Annotated in this window: 16 protein-coding genes; 8 read left to right on the forward strand and 8 right to left on the reverse strand. The window is 44.8% G+C overall.

What is annotated here, in order from left to right:
- Positions 1 to 751 precede the first annotated feature (751 nt).
- The 6 genes from carA (at position 752) to ABFQ95_02435 (ending at position 8,723) form a co-directional block, all read left to right on the forward strand.
- Entirely contained in the window at positions 752 to 1,882 is a 1,131-nt protein-coding gene (gene carA, locus ABFQ95_02410) for a glutamine-hydrolyzing carbamoyl-phosphate synthase small subunit (protein ID MEN8236393.1), read from the forward strand.
- On the forward strand, positions 1,869 to 5,096 hold the full coding sequence (carB, locus tag ABFQ95_02415) for a carbamoyl-phosphate synthase large subunit (protein ID MEN8236394.1): 3,228 nt from the start codon (positions 1,869 to 1,871) through the stop codon (positions 5,094 to 5,096). The genes carA and carB overlap by 14 nt, the downstream gene beginning before the upstream one ends.
- A gap of 64 nt (positions 5,097 to 5,160) precedes the next feature.
- A complete protein-coding gene (locus tag ABFQ95_02420; protein MEN8236395.1) occupies positions 5,161 to 5,589 on the forward strand; it encodes an SxtJ family membrane protein in 429 nt (142 codons plus the stop codon).
- A gap of 18 nt (positions 5,590 to 5,607) precedes the next feature.
- A complete protein-coding gene (locus ABFQ95_02425; protein MEN8236396.1) occupies positions 5,608 to 5,757 on the forward strand; it encodes a DUF5989 family protein in 150 nt (49 codons plus the stop codon).
- Positions 5,758 to 5,769: 12 nt separating this feature from the next.
- Complete coding sequence (locus ABFQ95_02430) at positions 5,770 to 7,608, forward strand: carbamoyltransferase (protein MEN8236397.1); 1,839 nt, start codon at positions 5,770 to 5,772, stop codon at positions 7,606 to 7,608.
- Positions 7,608 to 8,723: a hypothetical protein gene (locus ABFQ95_02435; GenBank protein MEN8236398.1), complete on the forward strand. Its 1,116-nt coding sequence runs from the start codon at positions 7,608 to 7,610 to the stop codon at positions 8,721 to 8,723. Before ABFQ95_02430 ends, ABFQ95_02435 begins: the two co-directional genes overlap by 1 nt.
- A gap of 11 nt (positions 8,724 to 8,734) precedes the next feature.
- Here the strand turns inward: ABFQ95_02435 and hslU are convergent, their stop codons facing one another.
- Positions 8,735 to 10,045 (reverse strand): ATP-dependent protease ATPase subunit HslU, encoded by a 1,311-nt coding sequence (gene hslU / locus ABFQ95_02440; protein ID MEN8236399.1) that lies wholly within the window; start codon positions 10,043 to 10,045, stop codon positions 8,735 to 8,737.
- A gap of 4 nt (positions 10,046 to 10,049) precedes the next feature.
- Positions 10,050 to 10,583: an ATP-dependent protease subunit HslV gene (gene hslV, locus ABFQ95_02445; GenBank protein ID MEN8236400.1), complete on the reverse strand. Its 534-nt coding sequence runs from the start codon at positions 10,581 to 10,583 to the stop codon at positions 10,050 to 10,052.
- Between the two features lie 76 nt (positions 10,584 to 10,659).
- On the opposite strand from hslV, the gene ABFQ95_02450 reads away from it, so the two are divergent.
- Positions 10,660 to 11,022: a histidine triad nucleotide-binding protein gene (locus ABFQ95_02450; protein ID MEN8236401.1), complete on the forward strand. Its 363-nt coding sequence runs from the start codon at positions 10,660 to 10,662 to the stop codon at positions 11,020 to 11,022.
- Positions 11,023 to 11,120: 98 nt separating this feature from the next.
- Here the strand turns inward: ABFQ95_02450 and accC are convergent, their stop codons facing one another.
- The 3 genes from accC to secA form a co-directional block, all read right to left on the reverse strand.
- On the reverse strand, positions 11,121 to 12,476 hold the full coding sequence (gene accC, locus ABFQ95_02455; protein ID MEN8236402.1) for an acetyl-CoA carboxylase biotin carboxylase subunit: 1,356 nt from the start codon (positions 12,474 to 12,476) through the stop codon (positions 11,121 to 11,123).
- A 33-nt stretch (positions 12,477 to 12,509) separates the two neighbouring features.
- Positions 12,510 to 12,992 carry an acetyl-CoA carboxylase biotin carboxyl carrier protein gene (gene accB / locus ABFQ95_02460; GenBank protein ID MEN8236403.1) on the reverse strand — a complete coding sequence of 161 codons (483 nt, stop codon included), beginning with the start codon at positions 12,990 to 12,992 and terminating at the stop codon, positions 12,510 to 12,512.
- Between the two features lie 66 nt (positions 12,993 to 13,058).
- A complete protein-coding gene (gene secA, locus ABFQ95_02465) occupies positions 13,059 to 15,803 on the reverse strand; it encodes a preprotein translocase subunit SecA (protein ID MEN8236404.1) in 2,745 nt (914 codons plus the stop codon).
- Between the two features lie 206 nt (positions 15,804 to 16,009).
- Between secA and ABFQ95_02470 the strand changes: the two genes are divergently transcribed.
- On the forward strand, positions 16,010 to 18,811 hold the full coding sequence (locus ABFQ95_02470) for an AsmA family protein (protein MEN8236405.1): 2,802 nt from the start codon (positions 16,010 to 16,012) through the stop codon (positions 18,809 to 18,811).
- Between the two features lie 136 nt (positions 18,812 to 18,947).
- Here the strand turns inward: ABFQ95_02470 and ABFQ95_02475 are convergent, their stop codons facing one another.
- The 3 genes from ABFQ95_02475 to ABFQ95_02485 all read right to left on the reverse strand — a co-directional run.
- Entirely contained in the window at positions 18,948 to 19,844 is an 897-nt protein-coding gene (locus ABFQ95_02475) for an arginase (GenBank protein MEN8236406.1), read from the reverse strand.
- A gap of 111 nt (positions 19,845 to 19,955) precedes the next feature.
- Positions 19,956 to 21,215 carry a tyrosine--tRNA ligase gene (tyrS, locus tag ABFQ95_02480; protein ID MEN8236407.1) on the reverse strand — a complete coding sequence of 420 codons (1,260 nt, stop codon included), beginning with the start codon at positions 21,213 to 21,215 and terminating at the stop codon, positions 19,956 to 19,958.
- A 74-nt stretch (positions 21,216 to 21,289) separates the two neighbouring features.
- Positions 21,290 to 21,759 (reverse strand): ISAs1 family transposase (locus ABFQ95_02485; GenBank protein ID MEN8236408.1); only part of this gene is annotated, 470 nt, incomplete at its 5' end.

Here is a 21,759-nt window from a genome sequence, read left to right on the forward strand (position 1 = left end):
CCGTGTGCCGCCGGCATCTGATGTAGGTAAACCCGGTGGGCTCTTCACCAAAATCCCGGGTGATCACACTGAGAATGGTTTGAGCGTGGGTGGTTTTATTCCCCAAAGTATAGGGTGCAGCATCAATATAGCCAATAAGGGTTACTCGGTTGATTGAGTTTGTTTGCATGGGAAATTCCTTTTTGTTTTACGTCGCTTGAGTTTACAAAAGACCTTGGAGCATTCTTGCTAAGGCATAAACGCGCGACAACCCACCACTGTAAAAAGAACAGGTGTCCTTTTTCTGACACAATTCTCCATCTCGCCGACCCACCAATGACCAACACAAAGTAGGCTGTTGATCTACAGGGTCCCAAAACAAGGGGATCCTGTATAAAATGGTGGTGCCGGGGGCAGGGATGAGATAGAGTAGCGTCAGCCACGGTGTTGATCTCCTAAGTGATCACATTGCGGTTAGCGGTAACGTGAGTGTTGCTTTCACTCGGTTGCCGCGCTCATTTTTAATGCTACTCCGGTTGGGTGGCAAAAGCAACCCCCTATTTATCTCAAATATTTGAGATGGTTCAAATTGAATCAGTAGTAGAGATGCAGTGACCGCCTACGACGGCAGACCAAGCTTCCTTCGTCAGCCCTGAGTGGTTACACCCAAAAATAGACAAGTTACCCGTCCTATGGTATACGCTATTAATTGATAAGTGCTGAATTTGCAGCAGTTATAATGCATACTAAACCCTAGGATAATGAGGAACATTTGTTACAGTTCAGCCCCGATGCTGCTTTGGTTTTAAGTGATGGTTCTTTTTTTATGGGCAAAGGTTTGGGGTTGCGCCAACCTCTTGCTGGTGAAATTTGTTTTAACACTGCTATGACAGGCTATCAGGAAGTTATGACAGATCCCTCTTATGCCGAACAGCTTGTGGTGTTTAGTTGTCCACATATTGGTAATGTGGGCTGTAATGACCTTGATTATGAGTCAAGCAACACGCATGTACGTGGAATTGTGTTGGGGGATATGCCGACAGTAGCTTCTAACTACCGCGCTAGGCATGATTTCCTTGATTGGTTACAGAGCAAGGGCGTTGCAGGAATTTGTGCTGTTGATACACGCCAAGTGATTCGTAAAATTGCTGCTTCCGGCCAACCACTACAGGCAATGATTAGACAATTTGATGGCAGTCCAAGTGCAACCGACATTCAACAGGTTGTCGAGGAAATGAATAGTAGTTTATCATTGTCAGGACAGAATCTAGTGGATGCAGTGACTACATCTGAGATTCAGGTCTTTGACAATAGCATTATACCAAACGCCCCGAAAATTGCGGTTATTGACTATGGGGTTAAGGACAGTATTTTGTGGAACCTTGAAGCTTATAGTTGTCCTATCACCTTATTTCCTGCTTCAGCTTCGATTGAATCGGTTTTACAATGCAATCCACAGGGTGTTTTGCTCTCTAATGGTCCCGGAGATCCCCGGGCTTTGGGCGCACAACATTATAAGCTCGTGCAAAATTTGTTGCAGACAAGGTTGCCGGTTATGGGAATTTGTTTTGGATATCAGATGTTGGCGCTTGCTCTGGGAGCAAAGATTGAGCAAATGCCCACCGGACACCATGGAGTGAATCATCCGGTGTTTGACCTATTGCAGCAGAAAGTGGTGATTACTTCACAAAATCATGAGTTTGCTGTGCTGCGGACCAGTTTGCCGGAGAATCTTGAGGCAACGCATGTGTCGTTGTTTGATGGCTCTCTGGCCGGGGTGCACTGCAAAAATCGGCCGATTTTTGGTGTACAGTTTCATCCTGAGGCTAGTCCAGGACCGCATGAGGCTAGGTATCTTTTTGATAATTTTATGGACTTGGTGCAAGCTCATGCCCAAACGTAATGATTTTAAGACTGTTCTTGTGATTGGTTCAGGCCCAATTGTTATTGGCCAAGCATGTGAATTTGATTATTCTGGGGTGCAAGCGTGTCAGGCGTTGCGTAATGAAGGTTACCGTGTGGTGTTGTTGAACTCAAATCCAGCAACGGTAATGACGGATCACTCTATGGCTGAAGCAACCTACATTGAACCAATGCGGGCAGAAGTTATTGAGCAAATCATTGGTCAAGAAAAAGTTGATGCTATTTTGCCGACTATGGGGGGGCAGACGGCAATTAACTTGACGATGGAGTTGCATCGTTCGGGTTATCTACAAAAGCACAATATCAAACTGATTGGTGCGAATCCTGAAGTGATTGAGCGGGCGGAAGATCGCTTTGCCTTTAATCAACTGCTCAAGGATTTGCAATTAGAGGCACCAAAAGGGCAGGAGGTTAGCTCAGTCGAGCAAGCCTGGAAATGTGCTGAATTATTGGGATTTCCGTTAATTGTCCGCCCATCTTATACATTGGGCGGTAAGGGTGGTGGTATTGTTCGCACCAGCAATGAGTTTGAGACGAAAATTGCGCATGCCCTTGCGGCATCTCCTATTGGTAAAGCCTTTGTCGAGGAATCGGTACTAGGATGGAAAGAATTCGAACTGGAGGTGATTCGCGACAAACGTGACAACTGCATAGTAGTTTGTGCTATTGAAAACCTGGATCCCATGGGAGTGCACACTGGTGATAGCATAACTGTAGCACCGGCTTTGACATTGACTGATAAAGAATACCAACAAATGCGGGATGCGGCTTTCAGGATAATCCGTGGTGTGGGTGTGGAAACCGGTGGAGCTAACGTTCAGTTTGCAGTTAACCCTAAAGATGGGCGTATGGTAGTTATTGAGATGAATCCTCGGGTATCAAGGTCTTCAGCGTTGGCATCTAAGGCCACAGGGTTCCCAATTGCCAAAGTAGCAGCCAAATTAGCTGTGGGGTATACGCTGAATGAATTGCCCAATGAAGTCACGCAGAAAAGTTGTGCGGCTTTTGAGCCTAGCATTGACTACGTTGTTACCAAGATTCCTCGCTTTGATTTTGCAAAATTCAAAGGGGTTAAACTAGAGCTGACAACAGCAATGCAATCAGTAGGTGAAGTGATGGCCTTGGGGCGAACCTTTGCTGAATCTCTGCAAAAGGCGCTGCGTTCCCTTGAACAAGGACATATTGGCCTGAGCGACATCAAGTATCCGCGGACCTTGGATGGTTCAAAAAAAAGAGAGTTTGTGCGAGAGAAACTTTTATGTTCCACTCCAGAAACGTTATTTTATATTGCCGAAGCGTATCGACTGGGATTTTCTGAGAGTGAAATTCATAATTTATGCCACTGGGATCCCTGGTTTTTGCAACAGATTGAAACCCTAGTTAGTGTTGAGCAACAAATGTGTAGAGGAGATGTGCTTAATGATCCCCACATGTTGCGCTACGTTAAAAGCTTAGGGTTTAGTAACCAACGTATAGCTCAACTTATTGAAGAATCTGTTGACAAAGTTGAAACACAGCTCAAGAAGTTCAACATAAAACCACAATTTCGTCGCGTAGATACCTGTGCTGCAGAATTTTCCTCACCAACAGCTTACTTGTATTCGAGTTTTTTGCCATTCGAGTCAAATGCAAACGTGTGTGAAGCTCAACCAACGTTACGCAAAAAAGTTATTATTATAGGAAGTGGTCCTAACCGTATTGGTCAAGGAATTGAGTTTGACTATTGCTGCGTGCAAGCAGCACAAGCAGTGCGCGAGTTGGGATATGAAGCAATTATGATCAATTGCAATCCTGAAACGGTTTCAACAGATCATTCCATATCTGATAAGCTCTATTTTTCTCCGCTAACGCCTGAAGACGTGATGCATGTGATTGCCCGTGAGCAAGAAGTAGGTTTGCTATGTGGGGTGATGGTGCAATTTGGCGGGCAAACGTCGATTAAACTGGCAGAATATCTAGAACAACAAGGCATTCCTGTGTTGGGAACGTCGGTTGACTCGATTGATTTAGTGGAAGATCGCGATCGATTTCGTCATTTGGTGCACAAGTTGGCACAACAACCACGCAATACCGCTGTAACGACGCCAGAGGAATTTCGCAGCTGTGCTCAAGATATTGGGTTTCCCGTTGTGGTGCGCCCTTCATACGTGATTGGTGGGCAATTTATCGAGATTTTCCATGATGCAGAGCAACTTGAGGCAAGTCCGCTGTTGCAAGAATTTGATCGCTTTAAACCGCTTTTGGTGGAAAAGTTCTTGGAATATGCGCACGAATTGGAAGTAGATGCGCTTTGTGATGGGGATGATGTCTATATTGCAGGCATCATGCGCCACTTTGAAGTGGCGGGGATTCACTCAGGCGATTCTTCCTGCATTTTGCCAGCAACTGGAATTTCATCAGCAATTATGGAACAAATTCACTTGCAAACTCAACAGTTTGCCAGGTCGTTGCAGATCAAAGGCTTATTTAATATCCAGTTTGCCCTCAAAGAGGATCAGCTTTATGTTCTGGAAGTCAATCCCAGAGCCAGTAGAACAGTTCCCTTTGTTTCCAAAGCCATCAATATTGACCTTTGTAAGATTGCCACACAAATTATGCTGGGGAGTAAGTTGGGTGAATTTAATCTAAGGGCTGCCAGTTCATCAGAAATTTACGCTGTCAAGCGTCCAGTATTTTCCTTTGATCGTTTGCCAGGAGTTAATCCGCAACTGGGTCCTGAAATGCGAGCAACGGGAGAGACGATGCAGTTTGCCAGAACGCCTGAGCAGGCTATACAAAAGGGGTTGTTGCCAGAGTGTTTGAAGAGGCTTGATAGTTTGAAAACGGTGGTGATTTTAGGCAAGAATATGTCTGGCTTGTGGGATCAGTTGTTAGAAGCACTAGATAAGCGTAGGGTCCCTATTTTAAGCCAATTGATGCGTACAGGCGAAGCAAATGACTCCTATGATGGTTTTTTGACTTCTGTGTTTGAGTGCGTGCGTCAGAATCAAGCTTCCCTTGTTATTAATTTTGACTCTCCAGTTTGGGCAATTGGGGGTTTGCGATCACTGCTTTTGCAAAAGAATGTGTTAGAAATTGCTACATTAAGTGAGATTGAGGTCCTGGTAACGGCATTATCAGAGGATCCAGGAGTACTGACTCCTGTTTCCTTGCAAGAGCTGCACAAAGGAGCACAGCTTAAACAAGCATCGTAGCAGTGAACTTGACAAATGTGCCTTTTTGGCGTTTCTTAAGGCACATAAATGGAACGCAACAGAGATGAGGAAATTTTATATGTCGATGCATGATGAGATTATCCATACACCTGTCAAAATTGGCAGTGAACGAAACTTTGGCTTGGTGTTTGCGAGCGTGTTATTGATTGTGGGCGTGTGGCCCTTTTTCAAGGGTGATTCGTTGCGGTTGTGGGCCATTATTGCAGCGTGTGTATTTTTGCTGACAGCGTTTATCGCTCCCAGGATATTGCATTGGCCAAATAGAATGTGGGCCAAGTTTGGGATTTTGTTGGGACGTATCATAACCCCGATTGTCATGGGAATTCTTTTCTTGTTGGTCATTGTGCCGATTGGTTTGATCTTAAGAAGGCGTCTTAGACGAATGGTTGCCATGGATGATAAAGTTTCATCCTATTGGGAGAATCGATCGGGTTCGGTGATTGAGCCAGAGAGTTTTGAAAAACAGTTTTAAGAGAAGGGCAGTACGAAGATGTATTTTGTTTTGGAATTGTGGGAATTTTTATTGGCCCGTAAGAAGTTTTGGCTGATGCCGATCTTTATCATTTTTACTTTGTTTGGGGGACTTATTGTTTTGACTCAAGGTTCGGCTTTAGCTCCTTTTATTTACACTTTGTTTTAATGGTTTTTATAAATGAAAATTTTAGGTATTTCTGCTTTTTATCATGATAGTGCAGCTGCGTTGCTAGATGATGGCAGGATTTGCGCAGCTGCACAAGAAGAGCGTTTTACCCGTGTGAAACATGACTCAAGGTTTCCAAGGCATGCCATCGAATATTGCTTGCAAGAGGCGGGGTGTAGCCTACGTGACGTGGATTATGTCGTTTTTTACGAAAAACCATTTTTGAAATTTGAACGCCTGATTGAGACGTACTTAACTTTTGCGCCCAGTGGTTTTTGCTCTTTTCAAAAGGCAATGCCTGTGTGGCTGAAAAACAAGCTGTTTCAAAAAGATAACCTGATAAAAACGTTGAAGGAAATTGACCCTACGTTTCACTGGAAAGATCGGTTATTGTTTTCAGAACACCACCTAAGCCATGCTGCAAGTGCTTTTTATCCATCTCCATTTGATTCGGCAGTTGTGCTAACTATGGATGGAGTGGGAGAGTGGGCCACCACTTCTGTGGCTTTAGGAGAAGGTGATCAGCTAAAAGTCCTCAAAGAAATTCATTTTCCTCACTCGCTGGGACTGCTTTATTCGGCCTTTACGTACTATATCGGCTTTAAGGTTAACTCAGGGGAATACAAGGTCATGGGGCTAGCACCTTACGGTGTGCCAAAATACGTTGATCTTATTTTCAAGCATCTATTGGACGTAAAATCTGACGGTAGTTTTCGCCTGAACCAAGAGTATTTTAACTACTGTACCGGCCTGACCATGGTCAATGAGCGCTTTGCAGAGCTCTTTGGACAGCCGGTTCGCCAATCCGAAGCCGAGCTGACTCAGTTCCACATGGATGTGGCAGCATCCATTCAAAAGGTAACAGAAGAAATTGTTCTGAAACTTACAAATCACTTGGCTAAAGAGACAGGTCAGAAAAATCTATGCCTTGCTGGTGGTGTGGCATTAAACTGTGTGGCCAATGGCAAAATCTTGAGACAGGGAAGGTTTGAAAACATTTGGATTCAGCCGGCTGCTGGGGATGCGGGCGGCGCACTGGGAGCTGCTTTTGTTGCACACCATTTGTACAAAAAGAAGCCACGGCAAAAGCTTGGCAAATCTTCGGATGCAATGCAGGGTTCCTATTTGGGGCCTCAGTTCTCACAAAACAGTGTTGAAGAGCGTTTAAAGGATGCTGGAGCGCGAATTACAGTTTTATCCGATGCAGATGTAATCAATCGGACCGTCACTGCACTTGCAGAAGAAAAAGCCATAGGCTGGATGCAGGGCCGAATGGAATTTGGCCCCAGGGCTCTGGGGGGGCGTTCAATTTTGGCAGACCCTCGCTCTACCAGTATGCAAAAGCTTTTGAATTTGAAGGTCAAGTTTCGTGAGAGTTTTAGACCCTTTGCCCCTTCTGTGTTGAGTGAGGATGCGTCCAATTGGTTTGAGCTACAGGAAGACAGTCCTTACATGCTATTGGTTGCTGACGTGCATGACCGGTTGCAGCGAAAAATGACCACAGCAGAGGAGGCATTGTTTGGTATTGATAAATTGAATGTGGTCCGCTCTGAAATTCCAGCGATCACTCATGTTGATTATTCGGCGCGGGTGCAAACGGTCCATAAAGAAACAAACCCTCGCTATCATGCCTTATTGAGTGGATTTAAAGAGCAAACCAATTGCCCAGTTTTGGTTAATACGTCTTTCAATATCCGTGGGGAACCCATTGTATGTTCTCCCGAGGATGCGTTTCGTTGTTTCATGGGCACCGACATTGAGATTTTGGTTGTGGAAAACTGCTTTTTGCTGAAACAAGAGCAGGATATTGAGCTAAGGCAAGATTACCGCGAAAGGTTTGCGCTAGACTAATGAAAAACTTTTTTGTTAATTTGTCGGTTGTTTTTGTAACTTTATTGTTATTGGCACTGGGGGCAGAGGTTGTGTTGCGATTTTTGCCTGTCTATGACGGTTTTTCATTTTTGGCAGTGAATGACCAAAATCCTACGTTTCGCGCGACACCGAATCGGATCGTGCAGGTTTCCAAAGGGTGGAATTTTGTGCTTGCCAACAAAAAAAATGTAAACAACGCGGGATTTTTGAACAAACAGGATTACACAGAAAAGGGAATTCGTCCTCTTGTGGCCGTAGTTGGTGATAGTTATGTTGAGGCCCTACAGGTGACGGATGAGGAACCCTATTTTGAACTACTTTCACAAGCCAACCCTGGAGTGCGCGTTTACAGTTTTGGCTTTTCTGGGGCAGGCTTGAGCCAGTACCTGGCTTGGATTAAATTTGCCCATGATAGTTATCATAATGATTATCTTATAGTGAACGTTGTTGGCAATGATTATGATGAAAGCCTCAAGAAATACAAATTTCAGCGTGGATTTTATCTCTATGATATTGATGACAATGGCGATTTACCCTTAGTGCGGCATGATTGGGCGATGAACCCCATTATCAAGCTGTTTCATTGCAGTGCTCTAGCCCGTTATCTAGTTTATAACTTGCACGTATTGGATGTTGTGGCAATGCTCAAACACCGATTTTCTAAGCAGGAAGACTATGCAGGAAATGTTGCAGCCAGTGTAGATCAGGAACGAGAAAACGACTCTTACCGAGCGGTTGATGCCTTTTTAAGAGATTTGCCAGCTTATTCCGGTTTGTCTTATCAAAAAGTCCTATTTGTCATCGATGCAGACAGGAGTGTGGTTTATAACCCATCGTCAGAGTATGTTGCTCAAAGTAACAAGACCTATGTTGCAAAAATGTCAGAATATCTGAAATTACAAGCAACCAAACTTGGATGTACAGTTATTGAAAGCGTGGATGTTTTTGCCAAGGATTACCAGCAGCATAAGCAAAGATTTGAATTTGCCAAAGAAGCTGATTGGCACTGGAACTCCAGAGGACATAGGATAATCGCTGAGGCGATCCAAAGGTCGGATTGGTGGCGGGGGGGGGTAAGCGATGAACGCTTATAAGACCTCAAGCGCTAAAGGATGAACTTGGAAAGATCCGTATCCTTGGCAAGGTCACCAACCTTATCTTTGACATATTGAGCATCAATCTCGATGGTTTGCCCTGGAGTTTCGCTCGCCTCAAAACTAATTTCTTCAAGCAAACGCTCCATAACTGTTTGCAAGCGCCGGGCTCCAATATTCTCCACACTTCTATTCACGTCCACAGCAATTTTAGCAATCTCTTGGATCGATTCGTCATTGAAGTCAATAGTGACCTCTTCTGTAGCCAGTAACGCTTTGTATTGTTTAATCAAACTGGCTTCTGGCTCAGTTAAGATACGCACAAAATCATTTTCACTGAGTGCTTTTAGCTCCACACGAATGGGCAAGCGCCCCTGCAACTCGGGTAAAAGGTCAGAAGGTTTGGCCAGGTGGAAGGCACCTGAGGCAATAAACAAAATGTGTTCCGTACGTACCAACCCGTGTTTGGTTGAAACGGTGGTGCCCTCAATCAGAGGCAATAGATCTCGCTGAACCCCTTCACGGCTAACCTCGCCACCTTGTCGTTCTCCGCGCCCGCAGATTTTATCAATTTCATCTAGGAATACAATGCCGTTTTGTTCAACAGTTTGAATGGCATCACGCACAACAGATTCGTGGTCCAGCAATTTGTCGCTTTCTTCTTCGATTAATACCTTATAGGATTCAGCAACTTTCATCCGCTTGGTTTTCTTTTGCCCGCCCAAAGCCTTACCGAAAATGTCATTCAAGTTTAGCATACCCATTTGCGCGCCTGGCATACCAGGTACATCAAACGTTGGTAATTGAGATGAACCGACATCTAGTACCTGTAATTCAATCTCACGATCATCAAGCGCACCCTCGCGCAACTTCTTTCGAAACTTCTCTCGGGTGTCCTGGCTGGCTTTTTCGCCGACAAGTACATCAAGGACACGCTCTTCTGCCATAAGTTCTGACTTGGCATAAATTTGCGTGCGGTGGTCTTCCTTGGTTTTTATCAAAGAAATTTCTACCAAATCTCGCACTATGGATTCAACATCTCGCCCCACATAACCCACTTCTGTGAATTTTGTCGCTTCGACCTTAAGAAACGGTGCATCAGCAAGTCTTGCAAGCCTTCTTGAGATTTCCGTCTTACCAATACCAGTGGGACCAATCATCAAAATATTTTTAGGTAGAACTTCTTCCTTTAAATCATCACTCAACTGCAAACGGCGCCAACGGTTGCGCAGCGCAATGGCCACAGCGCGCTTGGCATCATTTTGGGCAATGATAAAACGATCAAGCTCAGATACAATTTCTCTTGGGGTCAATGTACTCATGGAATTACAAACTCTCAATTATAACGTTTGAATTAGTATAGACACAAAGGTCGCCTGCGATTTTCATTGCTTTTTCAGCAATTTCCTTTGCCGTTAAATCCTGATCATACAACGCTCTTGCAGCAGCGAGTGCATAATTGCCTCCTGAGCCAATGCCAATAATCCCATCTTGGGGTTCAAGGACATCTCCGGTACCAGTCATGATCAAAGACATATTTTTATCTGCTACAGCCATCATGGCCTCTAGTTTGCGCAGATAACGATCTGTGCGCCATTCTTTGGCAAGCTCAACACAAGCTCTTGAAAGTTGCTCCGGGTGTTGCTCTAGCTTGCCTTCCAACTTCTCGATCAGTGTCAACGCATCTGCTGTGGCTCCGGCAAAACCTGCAATAACAGAGCCGTCAATGAGACTGCGCACCTTGCAGGCATTCGCTTTGACAACTGTTGATCCCATACTTACTTGTCCGTCACCAGCAATCACCACTTCCCCTTTTTTTCGCACAGAAAGAATTGTTGTGCCGTGCCATGCTACTGTCATTGGTGTATATCCTATTCGTCAGTATACTGCTAATGTGGGCATACTAAAGGGTTTCTATCAGGAAAGGAAGACAATCATGACTTATGATCAAAATAATGTGTTTGCTAAGATTATCCGCGGGGAATTACCTTGTAATAAGGTTTATGAAGATGAGGATATCCTTGCCTTTCACGATATTATACCCAAAGCTCCCGTCCACGTGTTGGTGATTCCAAAGAAAGAATATGTATCATTCGACGATTATAGTGCGAATGCTTCACCAGAAGAAATGTCCACTTTTTTTAGAGCCATTGGAAAGATTGCCCGTGACCTCGGCGTTGAAGAGCAAGGTTATCGCCTAATTGCCAATCACCGTGGTTATGCAGGCCAAGAAGTAGAGCATTTTCATGTGCATATTTTGGCAGGACAACCGTTGGGGCCAATGTTAATGCCGCAGTAGAGAGCAACGGAGTTACAGCTAAGGCAGTGCAGAATTAGGGCAGTGAAGCCGATGTGTCCGTCATGCTGGAAGCCGGTTTTATCCAAACCTCAGATTATTTAAGCTGCTGCCTTCATCTTGGCCTCTAGCATACGCTCGAGCCAGTGGATATCATAATCTCCAGCAACAATATCTGGATGTGTTGCCAAGCCTTTATGTAAGTCCAGAGTATTCTTGACGCCGCCAATGACATATTCGGACATTGCTCTTTCAAGCCGGCGCAGGCAATCTTCGCGGGTGTCGCCATGCACAATCAACTTGGCAATGAGGCTGTCATAGTGAGGGGGGATTTGGTAGCCGGTGTAAAGTGCGCTATCAACACGCACGCCAGGTCCGCCGGGCGTGTGATAATCTAAAACCTTACCCGGGCAGGGGGCAAAGGTTTCTGGGTGTTCGGCGTTAATGCGGCACTCAATGGCATGACCTTGTATGCTCACGTCGTCTTGGGTAAATGAAAGCGGCTGCCCCATGGCGACACGAATTTGCTCTTGCACCAAATCAATTCCAGTGATGGCTTCGGTGATGGGATGCTCGACCTGCAACCGGGTGTTCATCTCAATAAAGTAAAACTCTCCATTTTCATAGAGAAATTCGATTGTGCCCGCACCTCGATAACCCAGTTTAGTCAATGCTTTACAACAAATTTCACCAATTTTGTTGCGTGCAACAGTATCTAGGACTGTCGAGGGTGCTTCTTCCCAAACCTTTTGGTGGCGCCGTTGCAGTGAGCAATCCCGCTCACCTAAGTGCACAACATTTCCCTGTTGATCAGCGATAATTTGAATCTCGATATGTCGCGGTTTAGACAAATATTTTTCAATGTAAACAGCATCGTTGCCAAAATTAACCTTAGCCTCGCTGCGCGCTAGTCGAAAAGCCTCTTCAAGTTGCAAGGATTGAAAAACAATTTTCATGCCCTTGCCACCACCACCACTGGCTGCTTTGATCAACACGGGATAACCAATTTTGTCAGCTGCACGCTTTGCCTCAGTCAGGCTTCGCACTTCCCCTTTTGAGCCAGGCACTACTGGGATTCCCAGTTTTTGTGCTGTTTCTTTGGCCATAATTTTATCGCCCATGGTGCGAATGTGCTCAGGTGTCGGACCAATGAAAATCATTTCGTGCTCTTCAATCATTGAAGCAAATTCAATGTTTTCCGATAAAAATCCATAGCCTGGATGGATGGCATCAGCTCCTGAAACCGTTGCTGCCGATAAAATCGCTGCCATATTTAGATAACTGTCTTTGGCAGGGGCTGGACCTATGCAAACACACTCGTCAGCCAAGCGCACATATTTGGCTTCTGCATCAGCGGTTGAGTGCACGGCAACAGTCTGTAGTCCCATATCCCGGCATGCACGCTGAATGCGCAGGGCAATTTCTCCTCGATTGGCAATGAGGACTTTTTTAATCATGCAACACCTCGCATTGACTCTAAGGATTTAATATTATCCAACAATTAATAACACTTCGTCAAATTCGACCGGATCGCCGTCCTTGACCAAAATTTTTATAACCTTGCCACCCGTTGGCGCTTTGATAGGATTCATAACTTTCATGGCTTCAATAATCAACAAGGTCTGGCCTGCTTCAACTGTATCGCCTTCACGCACAAATGGTTCGGCCTCAGGTTCGGGAGCCATATAAGCATTGCCAACCATTGGCGATTTGATAGCCCCTGGATGATCCGCATCTGTTGGTGCTAGGGCAACTGCCTTGGGAGCAAATTCTGTAACAGTCGCCTCTGGCTGCACAAGCGCGGGAGAGGCTACAGGTGCATCTGGTACGACAACTTCGGTGGTACGTGCGTGACGTACAACCCGCACGCGACAATCATTAGCCTCATATTCAATTTCGTTGAGATCGGTTTCGTCCAACAACTGAGCTAGCTGCCGGACAATTTCTGCGTCAAAGGAGTTTTTTTGCGCCATAAATTCTAAATCCTAAAATTGAACTTACTCAAGGCTTATAACACGATTCTCAATGAACACAAAATCTTATCGTCCGTGACAGTGTTTGTAGCGTTTTTCAGATCCGCAAGGGCACAGCTCATTGCGGCGTAATTCACCCCAGGTCGAAGGGTCTTTGGGGTCTCGATCTTCTGGTTTCACATAGGAAACCGCGCTAGAGGGCACTGCCTCAGGCGCAAGATATTCACCGAGGCCAAGCTGAGGCTCAAAGCCACCCATTTCAGGATGCACAAACTGCATATCTTCTGTTGGTTGTTCTACATCTGTCATCTGTCGCATCCTGTCCTCATCGACAGAAACATCCATATCCAGATGGCCCAAGGCACTTGTTACTGTTTCACGCAAATTGCCAAGCATAGCTTCAAACATGTTAAAGGCTTCACTTTTGTACTCATTTAACGGATCTCTTTGCGCGTAGGCCCTTAGGTTAATGCCCTGGCGCAGGTGATCTAGAGAGTGCAAGTGATCTTTCCACACGTGGTCGAGAATGCGTAACAACAAACTTTTTTCCGCCATCCGCAGCAGTTCAGGTCCGTATTTTTTTTCCTTTTCATTTGCCAGATCTGTCACAGCTGTAGTGATACGCTGTTTGATTTCTTCATCAGCAATCCCTTCTTCTTGGGTCCATTCAACCACAGGAAGCTTTAGCCCAAACAATCGCATACACTCTTCGTGCAAAGAATGGGTTTCCCATTGTTCAGGATAAGATCCTGCCGGAATAAAACGTGCCACCAAATCGTCGATCACATCTTGGCGCATATCATCAACAATATCTTTTGCATCTTCAGCAGTCATCAGATCACGGCGCAACTCGTAAATAACTTTGCGTTGATCATTCATTACATTGTCATATTTCAACAAGTGTTTGCGAATATCGTAGTTGCGCGCTTCAATTTTTTGTTGAGCGCGCTCTAAGGCTTTTGTTACCCATGGATGCGTAATGGCTTCGCCTTCTTCTAATCCTAGTTTTTTGAGCATATTATCCAAACGTTCAGAACCAAAAATCCGCATCAAATCATCTTCAAGCGAGAGGAAAAATTTTGATGCACCATTATCTCCTTGCCGTCCAGAACGACCACGTAATTGGTTATCAATACGCCTGGATTCGTGACGTTCGGTAGCAATAACAAACAGACCGCCAGCCTTTAAAACTTCGGATTCATGTGCAGTAATTTCTGTTGCAAGTTTTTCTTCAATTTCCTTGCGTTTATTTTCATCCTTAACGTCTTTAATTTCTTGTTCAAGCTGCATTTCAAGGTTACCTCCCAGCTTGATATCGGTTCCACGTCCCGCCATGTTGGTGGCAATCGTAATCGCCCCAGGGGCACCTGCTTGGGCAATAATATAGGCCTCTTGTTCATGATAGCGAGCATTCAAAACATTGTGAGGAATTTTATGTTTTTTCAAAAGTTCCGAGATGACTTCGGATTTTTCGATGCTCACCGTTCCTACTAAGACTGGCTGTTGGCGCTTGCGACATTCTTCAATCAATTTGATAATTGCGCCATATTTTTCGGCCGCAGTTCGGTAGACTTCATCGTCATGATCTTTACGCACCATTGGCCGATGTGTGGGAACTTCAATCACATCCAGGCCATAGATGTCAGCAAATTCTGCAGCCTCTGTCTTGGCCGTTCCGGTCATACCGGAAAGTTTTGGATATAAACGAAAGTAGTTCTGGAAGGTAATTGAAGCCAGGGTTTGGTTTTCCCTTTCAATTTCTACACCTTCTTTAGCTTCCAATGCCTGGTGCAAACCGTCTGAATAGCGGCGTCCTTCCATCATACGTCCGGTAAATTCATCAATGATCATCACTTTGTTGTCTTTAACAATATAGTCGACATCTCTTTGAAAAATAGTGTGGGCCTTAAGAGCTTGGTTGGCGTGGTGCACCAGCATGACATTTTGGATGTCGTATAGGGAATCGCCCTTCATCAAACCTGTTTCTTTCAAGAGTTCTTCAATCTTTTGCATCCCGCCTTCGGTATAGGTTACCGAACGAGCCTTTTCATCTTTTTCATAATCAGAGGCTTTCAGCTGAGGTATAAGCTTATTAATAGCGATATAAAGTCCTGACGAGTCTTCCGCGGGTCCTGAGATAATCAACGGTGTGCGGGCTTCATCGATCAAAATGCAATCAACCTCATCGACAATGGCGTAATTAAAAGCGCGCTGCACCATGTCTTCAGCGCTAAACTTCATATTGTCGCGTAGATAATCAAAACCAAACTCGTTGTTGGTTCCATAGGTAATATCGGCTGCATACGCTTTTTGCCTTTGGTCATCATCCAGCTCATTCAAAATGCAGTCTACCGAAAGACCAAGAAAACGATAAATTTCCCCCATCCACTGCGAGTCACGTTTGGCCAAGTAGTCATTGACGGTTACAACATGCACCCCTTTGCCAGAAAGCGCATTTAGGTAAACTGCCAGTGTTGCCACGAGGGTTTTTCCCTCACCGGTCTTCATCTCAGTAATCATGCCGCGGTGCAAAACGATTCCACCAATCAACTGTACATCAAAGTGGCGCATCTTCAGGGTGCGCACCGATGCTTCACGTACAGTGGCAAAAGCATCAACCAAAATGTCATCCAAGCTTTCCCCATCCTGTAAACGCTTACGAAGCCAAGGAGTTCGATCCTTGAGTTCTTCATCGGAAAGCTTTTGCACCTCAGGCTCGAGAGCATTAATCTTATTGACAAGCGGGTATGCTTTCTTTAGATAGCGGTCGTTGGCGTTACCAAAAAAGCGTTGAAATATTGTACTTACCATCCTTTTATGTGTCCTTAAGTGTTCGTGCTTGGCGCCTTCAGCCAACACATTTTTAAGCATTGATCAGTACTTACTTAGCACGGATCACTGCCTAACTTCAAGATTTGGATATATCCTCTCGTCAGATGCGGTAAAACTTGCTAAAATGCACTCGTCCATGTTTTGGAACGTATTTAATTTTAAAAATGAAAGCACAAGGAACCTCCATGCGCAGATTGTTCTATATATCATCTGGATTTATATTAGCTGTTCTAGTGGCATTGTTTTTTGTGCCAAGAGTTGTGGACCTCAATCAATATAAGGGACAGATTGAATCAGAGGTTGAAAAAGCTCTTGCAAGAGAAGCAAAAATAGCAGGCAAGATATCACTTTCACTGCTTCCCTTTCCATCTGTGAATGTTAATGACATTCGGCTTGCCAATGATGCGCGAAGTTCCAGACCTGACATGTTGAAAGTCAAGAAGGTTTCAGCGTCGATTTCGTGGCTTCCTTTACTGATGGGGCAAATCTCTGTGCGATACCTGCGTCTTGTGCAGCCCGAAGTTGTCTTCGAAAAGTATGCAGATGGAGCTAACTGGGATTTTCTAATGCGGTTAGGTGAAAAATCCAAAACCGAGGGCGTGCCTGAAGCACCTCAAGAAGATGCCGATGGGACTGGCTTTGATGTTCATGTGAGTCACATCTATATCAAAGAGGGGAGCGTCAAATATTATGATGGAAAATCTGAGACCGCAGTTGAGGCCCTCAACTTGAAAGTTGCAACTGATGATGTACTCGGGCCTTATGCAATCACAGGTGGATTAAAGCTTAATGATAAGCTTGTCTCTCTTGACCTACAGGTCGGTGAACTTGCACCAGAGGCTGCGGTCGATGTGGCAGCAACCCTGAGCTATGCAAAGCACCAGCTGGCAGCTCAGGGTTCTTTTGATCAAAAAGCGACCCAGTTTAAGGGCAAGCTAGACGCAACGGTTCAGACTCAGGAAATAGCGCCAGACCTGGCCACAAGATTTGGTTCGTCGGTTAAATTTATAGGTGAAATTCAGATCGATCCAAAACGAGTGGATTTGTCGGGTAGGGTGGCAGCCAATAAAAACGAAGCAGCTGGCCAAATTACCCTTGAGTTTACCGGATTACAGAAGTACTTTATCGGGCTCAAGCAGCTCCCAGGTAAAACTAATCTTGCTGTTAAGGGCAGTCTGGCAAACATGAACCCTTTGTCGGGGCATGCCGATATAAAATCCACGCAATTTGGTAAATTCCTTGAGTGGGCTAAGGTCGATGTAAGTGAGCTGCCCAAGACCGTTTTGCAAAGCTTTCTCTTCAAAGCATCCTTTAAAGTTGCCGAGGCAGAGATTCTCCTTTCTGGTTTGACGTTGAAGGTTGGCAACGCACAGGCGACGGGTGACCTCGCCAGGAAGGGGGCATTGATCACAGTGAATGTTGAGACCCCAAGAATTGGCCCTTGGCTGACCATTGCCAAAATGCAACCTACACAAGAGCTTGGTCGTGTACACATCAATGGGACTGTTACCGGTGATACAAAGCTGATGAAGATCAATACAACTGTTAGGGCTCAGCAAGGAACATTCAAAGCCACCGGTCAACTCAAAGATCTAAGGGGAACAGCAGGTTACAACCTTGCCCTTGATATGGATTGCCCCAGTATAAATAGGTTAGTGCAAGGATTTGGCATGAATGACTTGCCGATTGTTTTGGGCCGCGTCAAATTGAAAGCTCATATTGATGGCAATCCAAGCCAAGTGAAAGTTGCAAACCTTAAGGGCTCAATTGCTCCTAAAGGGTTGACTACAAATGTGGCAGGACGAGGTACGTATCGTTTTGGAGCAAAGCGACCGCAGTTAGATTTTGATCTACAGCTTGGTCGTGTGAACATCAACTCCTTAATGGCAGAAGCTTCAGGACCAGGGGCGTCTCAAGTAGCTCAAGCCCATAATCCGCAGTTGCTGTTGGTTTCAGCAAAATCATCCACTGCCCCTGCAACGGGATCATCGTTTAAGGGTTGGTCACGCGAGCCGATAGATTTTTCAGGACTCAATGCCCTGGATGCAACTGGTAAAGTGCAAATTGCATCATTGGTTTATGACCCTTATGTTTTTGACAATGTAGGTATGGACTTGACTCTTACAAATGGTAATCTGACTATTCCCAATTTTAAGTGTGGTATTTATGGGGGAAATTTCACCGGAAAAATAACTGTGCAGGCTGCAAAATCAGCTCCTTCGTTTTCGTTTAACTCCCAACTGCGTGGAGCAAGTTTAAAGCAGCTCATCGGCAAAGGAAGTCAATGGGATATCCAGGGTGGTACGACAAATGCAGACTTTAATTTGACCACTGCGGGCCGCAATGAATTTGAGTTGGTTTCGCATTTGAACGGGGCATTAAATTTTGATGTGAGTGATGCCACACTTATTGGCACCGACTATGGAGCCCTGGCAAGAAGTTTAACTCAGTTGACGAACCCTGCAGGCCTTATTGGAATTTTGCAGGGCGCTGAACGTGGTGGTAAAACTACCAAAGCCAACTTGAAAGGACGGTTTAATATTGTCAATGGTGTTGGTCGGGCCCAAGGTGTGCAATTCACATCACCTCCGGCTAATGGAACTGCTCAAGGTGAGGTAAATTTGCCAAAATACTCTATGGAGATCACTGCGGAAATGCAACTTGCAGAATTGAAAAATCTTCCAGTGAGTGTGCGATTGCATGGGCCCCTTGATGCTCCGAAAAAATCCTTCAATACAGATCAGTTAACGGGACATTTGTTTAAAAGTGTTGGAGGTCAACTCATCAACCGACTTATCGGTGGTACGGTAGCAGGACCAGCTGGCGCTGTGACCGGAGTTCCCAGGATTCTCCCTATTCCAATCCCAGGTCTTGGCAGAGAAGAGGAAAGCCAACAAAAGTCTCCTCCTGAGGCCAAAGAAGAACAACCAAGCAAATCGGTCCCAGAGAAAGTTTTAAAAGGGGTGTTGCGAGGTTTGTTTAAATAATTGTTTACCCGTGCTGAATCAAAATGTTGAATTTTATGGTAACGAGAAGCGCGCAGTTTACTTGGGTAAAAGAGCACTTTGAGTGCACCATAAAATCAACATTTTGATTCAGCTTCAGTATATAAGGCCTGAATAGCTACAATAAACTTAGACATAGGTCCAGAACAATCTGGGCCGTTTGGAAATTTTGATCCAAATGCGGGTTGTACTCTGAGATTTCAAGTCCAGCAAAACCTGGATCATCGGCAAGTTTTGCCAGAGCCGGCAGGGTTTCCTGCACTCTCAATCCGTCTTTTTCGGGACTACCCACACCAGGAGCATCAACGGGATCAAATGCATCCAAATCGACGCTGATCCCAAATATATCCGTTTTTTGTGTGATTGTTGCATGGGCCTCTTGTAAAACCACATCAATCCCTTTTTGTTTGACTTCATCCATAAAAAAGATGCGCACGCCTAAGCGTTTTAAAAGATCTGCCTCACCTCGTTCATAGCTTCTCACCCCCACAAGTACTAAGTGCTCAGGATTGAGCTTGGGGCCTTTTTGAGCCAAGTTCACCAGCTCAGATGCACCATACCCCAACAAACATGCCAGTGGCATTCCATGAACAGCATTTGATTCAGTTGTTTCATGGGTGTGCGCATCCATATGCGCATCCAACCAGAGCAATCCGAAATTCTGTGGTCGTTTTAAGGCAGTAATCACCCCACTCCAAATGCCCACAGCTGTGGATTGATCTCCACCAATCACCACAGGAAAGCTTCCCGCCTCCATATTATAGATGATGCGCTGGGCTAATCGCTCTGCGTGATCTAGGATATGCGGTAAGGTGAAGGTTGGATCCATAGAAGTATTTAACGAACCTCGCTCTTTGGCAAAGATAATTTCATCCCAAGCTACCTGTAAATTATGTTGTGCCAGTTTTTCAGCCAAGCGAAAGGCACGCATTGCTGTCGGCCCACCTTCATTGGTCCGAATTTTTGCGCCCCATCCTGAAGCCGCACCAATTAAAGCTATTTTCTTGTTTGTCATAATCGCTATTGTACGGGGTGAGATCTTAAGAAACGATATCTGCTTATCCAAAATTCAGATTAACTATCAACAGACGGAAGACAGATGCGACTAAACAAAACCAATAAGCGCTCAAACAAGTTTCAAAAGAGCATGACGCTTTTTTCCAGCCGAGAGCTTGCACGTTTTACCATCTGCAAAATCATTGGGTGTGATAACGTATGCTTCATCTTGAACTACCTGATCATTTAAGCGTGCGCCTTGCCCTCTGATCAGCCGGCGTGCATCCCCTTTACTGCCAGCAAGACCGCTTTTGTGCAGCAACTCAATAAATGAAGGGTTTTGGTCAAAATCTGATTGCTTGATCTCAATAACTGGCAAAGCTTCAAGATTGGTGCTGGAATGCGTTTCAAACAAGCTCTCAGCTGTTGCCCGCGCGGCATCAACAGCCTCTTGTCCGTGCACCAGGCGTGTGACTTCATCTGCTAATATTTTTTTTGCTTCATTAATTTCTGCACCTTCGAGACGCTCAAGTTTTTCGATTTCAGCTATAGGGAGCTCTGTAAATAGGCGCAAAAATTTCCCTACATCTGCGTCTTGTGTATTACGCCAAAACTGCCAAAATTCAAAAGTTGGAAGTTTATCTTTTGTAAGCCACACTGCTCCTTGAGCTGTTTTTCCCATTTTTCCGCCATCAGCTGTGGTGATCAATGGAGCCGTTAACCCAAAAACTTCACACCCTTCAATTCGGCGGACCAACTCAACGCCGTTAATAATATTACCCCACTGGTCTGACCCACCAAGTTGCAACCTACAACCGTATTTGCGGTACAATTCTAAAAAATCGTAAGCTTGCAAAATCATATAGTTGAATTCAAGAAAGCTCAGGGATTGTTCGCGATCCAGACGGCGCTTGACACCTTCGAACGTAAGCATGCGGTTTATGGAAAAATGCCGTCCATAATCCTGCAAAAAATCTAGATAATTGAGCGGATCCAACCATTCACTGTTATCAAGCAAAATTGCGTCTGTAGCGCCTTTACCAAATGTAAGAAATCGCTCAAAAATGGGACGAAACTTTGCAATATTCTGCTTAATCGCATCTGTAGATAGCAAGCGCCGCATCGAATCTTTATCAGATGGATCGCCAATTCTCGTTGTGCCACCCCCCATCAGCACAATAGGTTTGTGTCCGGTCTTTTGCAACCATCGCAGTCGCATAATTTGCACCAAACTGCCCACATGTAAGCTGTCGGCCGAAGCATCAAATCCAATGTAGGCAACCACTGACTGCTGCGCCATTAAACTGTCTAACGCCTCCAAGTCCGTCCCTTGATGAACGAAGCCTCGGGCAAAAGCATGGTTTAGAAAATCTGACTTGAATGTACTCATGGCTTCAATGTAACGAGTTGTGGTTCGAAAATCTACCAACATCACATTATCTGTCAGGGCCACCTCATGAAGATTTATTTATTTTTCATGATAAGCTGCGCTAACGCCTCATCATCCCATGAACAAATTTTTCTATATCCTTTTACCGACTGATTTTTAGGCTTATTCCGCTGCAACATGTTCAGTGCAATGTGTCTCATAATGGCCATTACGTGTGGAGCGTTCTCTTTTCTGATGCGGGAATAGTCCTCGTTAAATGACATATCTAAAACCCAGTGTAGTGAATTTTCAATAGCCCAGTGTTCACGTATTGATTTTAAAAATTTTTCTGGCTTAGTTTTCTTTAGAGATGAGATGTAATAACGTGTTTCTTTTGTTGTCTTTCCGTTGAGCACATCTCTAGTAGAATTAATTCTAATAATACTATTTATGGTGTGCCATAATGGATGAGCTTCTCTTAGCCAATCAATGTTATCACTAACAATACATTCTCTCGTTTCTATGCGACCATGCCCTTTATCATAATCTATGCACGACTCTAGAT

It is taken from the genome of Pseudomonadota bacterium, from assembly GCA_039714795.1.
GTDB lineage: Bacteria > Pseudomonadota > Alphaproteobacteria > JAGOMX01 > JAGOMX01 > JBDLIP01.

Excerpts from the sequence above, each read along its gene's own strand:
- carB (MEN8236394.1), top strand. The coding sequence starts at position 1,869 with ATGCCCAAACGTAATGATTTTAAGACTGTTCTTGTGATTGGTTCAGGC.
- ABFQ95_02420 (MEN8236395.1), top strand. The coding sequence starts at position 5,161 with ATGAGGAAATTTTATATGTCGATGCATGATGAGATTATCCATACACCT.
- ABFQ95_02425 (MEN8236396.1), top strand. The coding sequence starts at position 5,608 with ATGTATTTTGTTTTGGAATTGTGGGAATTTTTATTGGCCCGTAAGAAG.
- ABFQ95_02430 (MEN8236397.1), top strand. The coding sequence starts at position 5,770 with ATGAAAATTTTAGGTATTTCTGCTTTTTATCATGATAGTGCAGCTGCG.
- ABFQ95_02435 (MEN8236398.1), top strand. The coding sequence starts at position 7,608 with ATGAAAAACTTTTTTGTTAATTTGTCGGTTGTTTTTGTAACTTTATTG.
- hslU (MEN8236399.1), bottom strand. The coding sequence starts at position 10,045 with ATGAGTACATTGACCCCAAGAGAAATTGTATCTGAGCTTGATCGTTTT.
- hslV (MEN8236400.1), bottom strand. The coding sequence starts at position 10,583 with ATGACAGTAGCATGGCACGGCACAACAATTCTTTCTGTGCGAAAAAAA.
- ABFQ95_02450 (MEN8236401.1), top strand. The coding sequence starts at position 10,660 with ATGACTTATGATCAAAATAATGTGTTTGCTAAGATTATCCGCGGGGAA.
- accC (MEN8236402.1), bottom strand. The coding sequence starts at position 12,476 with ATGATTAAAAAAGTCCTCATTGCCAATCGAGGAGAAATTGCCCTGCGC.
- accB (MEN8236403.1), bottom strand. The coding sequence starts at position 12,992 with ATGGCGCAAAAAAACTCCTTTGACGCAGAAATTGTCCGGCAGCTAGCT.
- secA (MEN8236404.1), bottom strand. The coding sequence starts at position 15,803 with ATGGTAAGTACAATATTTCAACGCTTTTTTGGTAACGCCAACGACCGC.
- ABFQ95_02470 (MEN8236405.1), top strand. The coding sequence starts at position 16,010 with ATGCGCAGATTGTTCTATATATCATCTGGATTTATATTAGCTGTTCTA.
- ABFQ95_02475 (MEN8236406.1), bottom strand. The coding sequence starts at position 19,844 with ATGACAAACAAGAAAATAGCTTTAATTGGTGCGGCTTCAGGATGGGGC.
- tyrS (MEN8236407.1), bottom strand. The coding sequence starts at position 21,215 with ATGAGTACATTCAAGTCAGATTTTCTAAACCATGCTTTTGCCCGAGGC.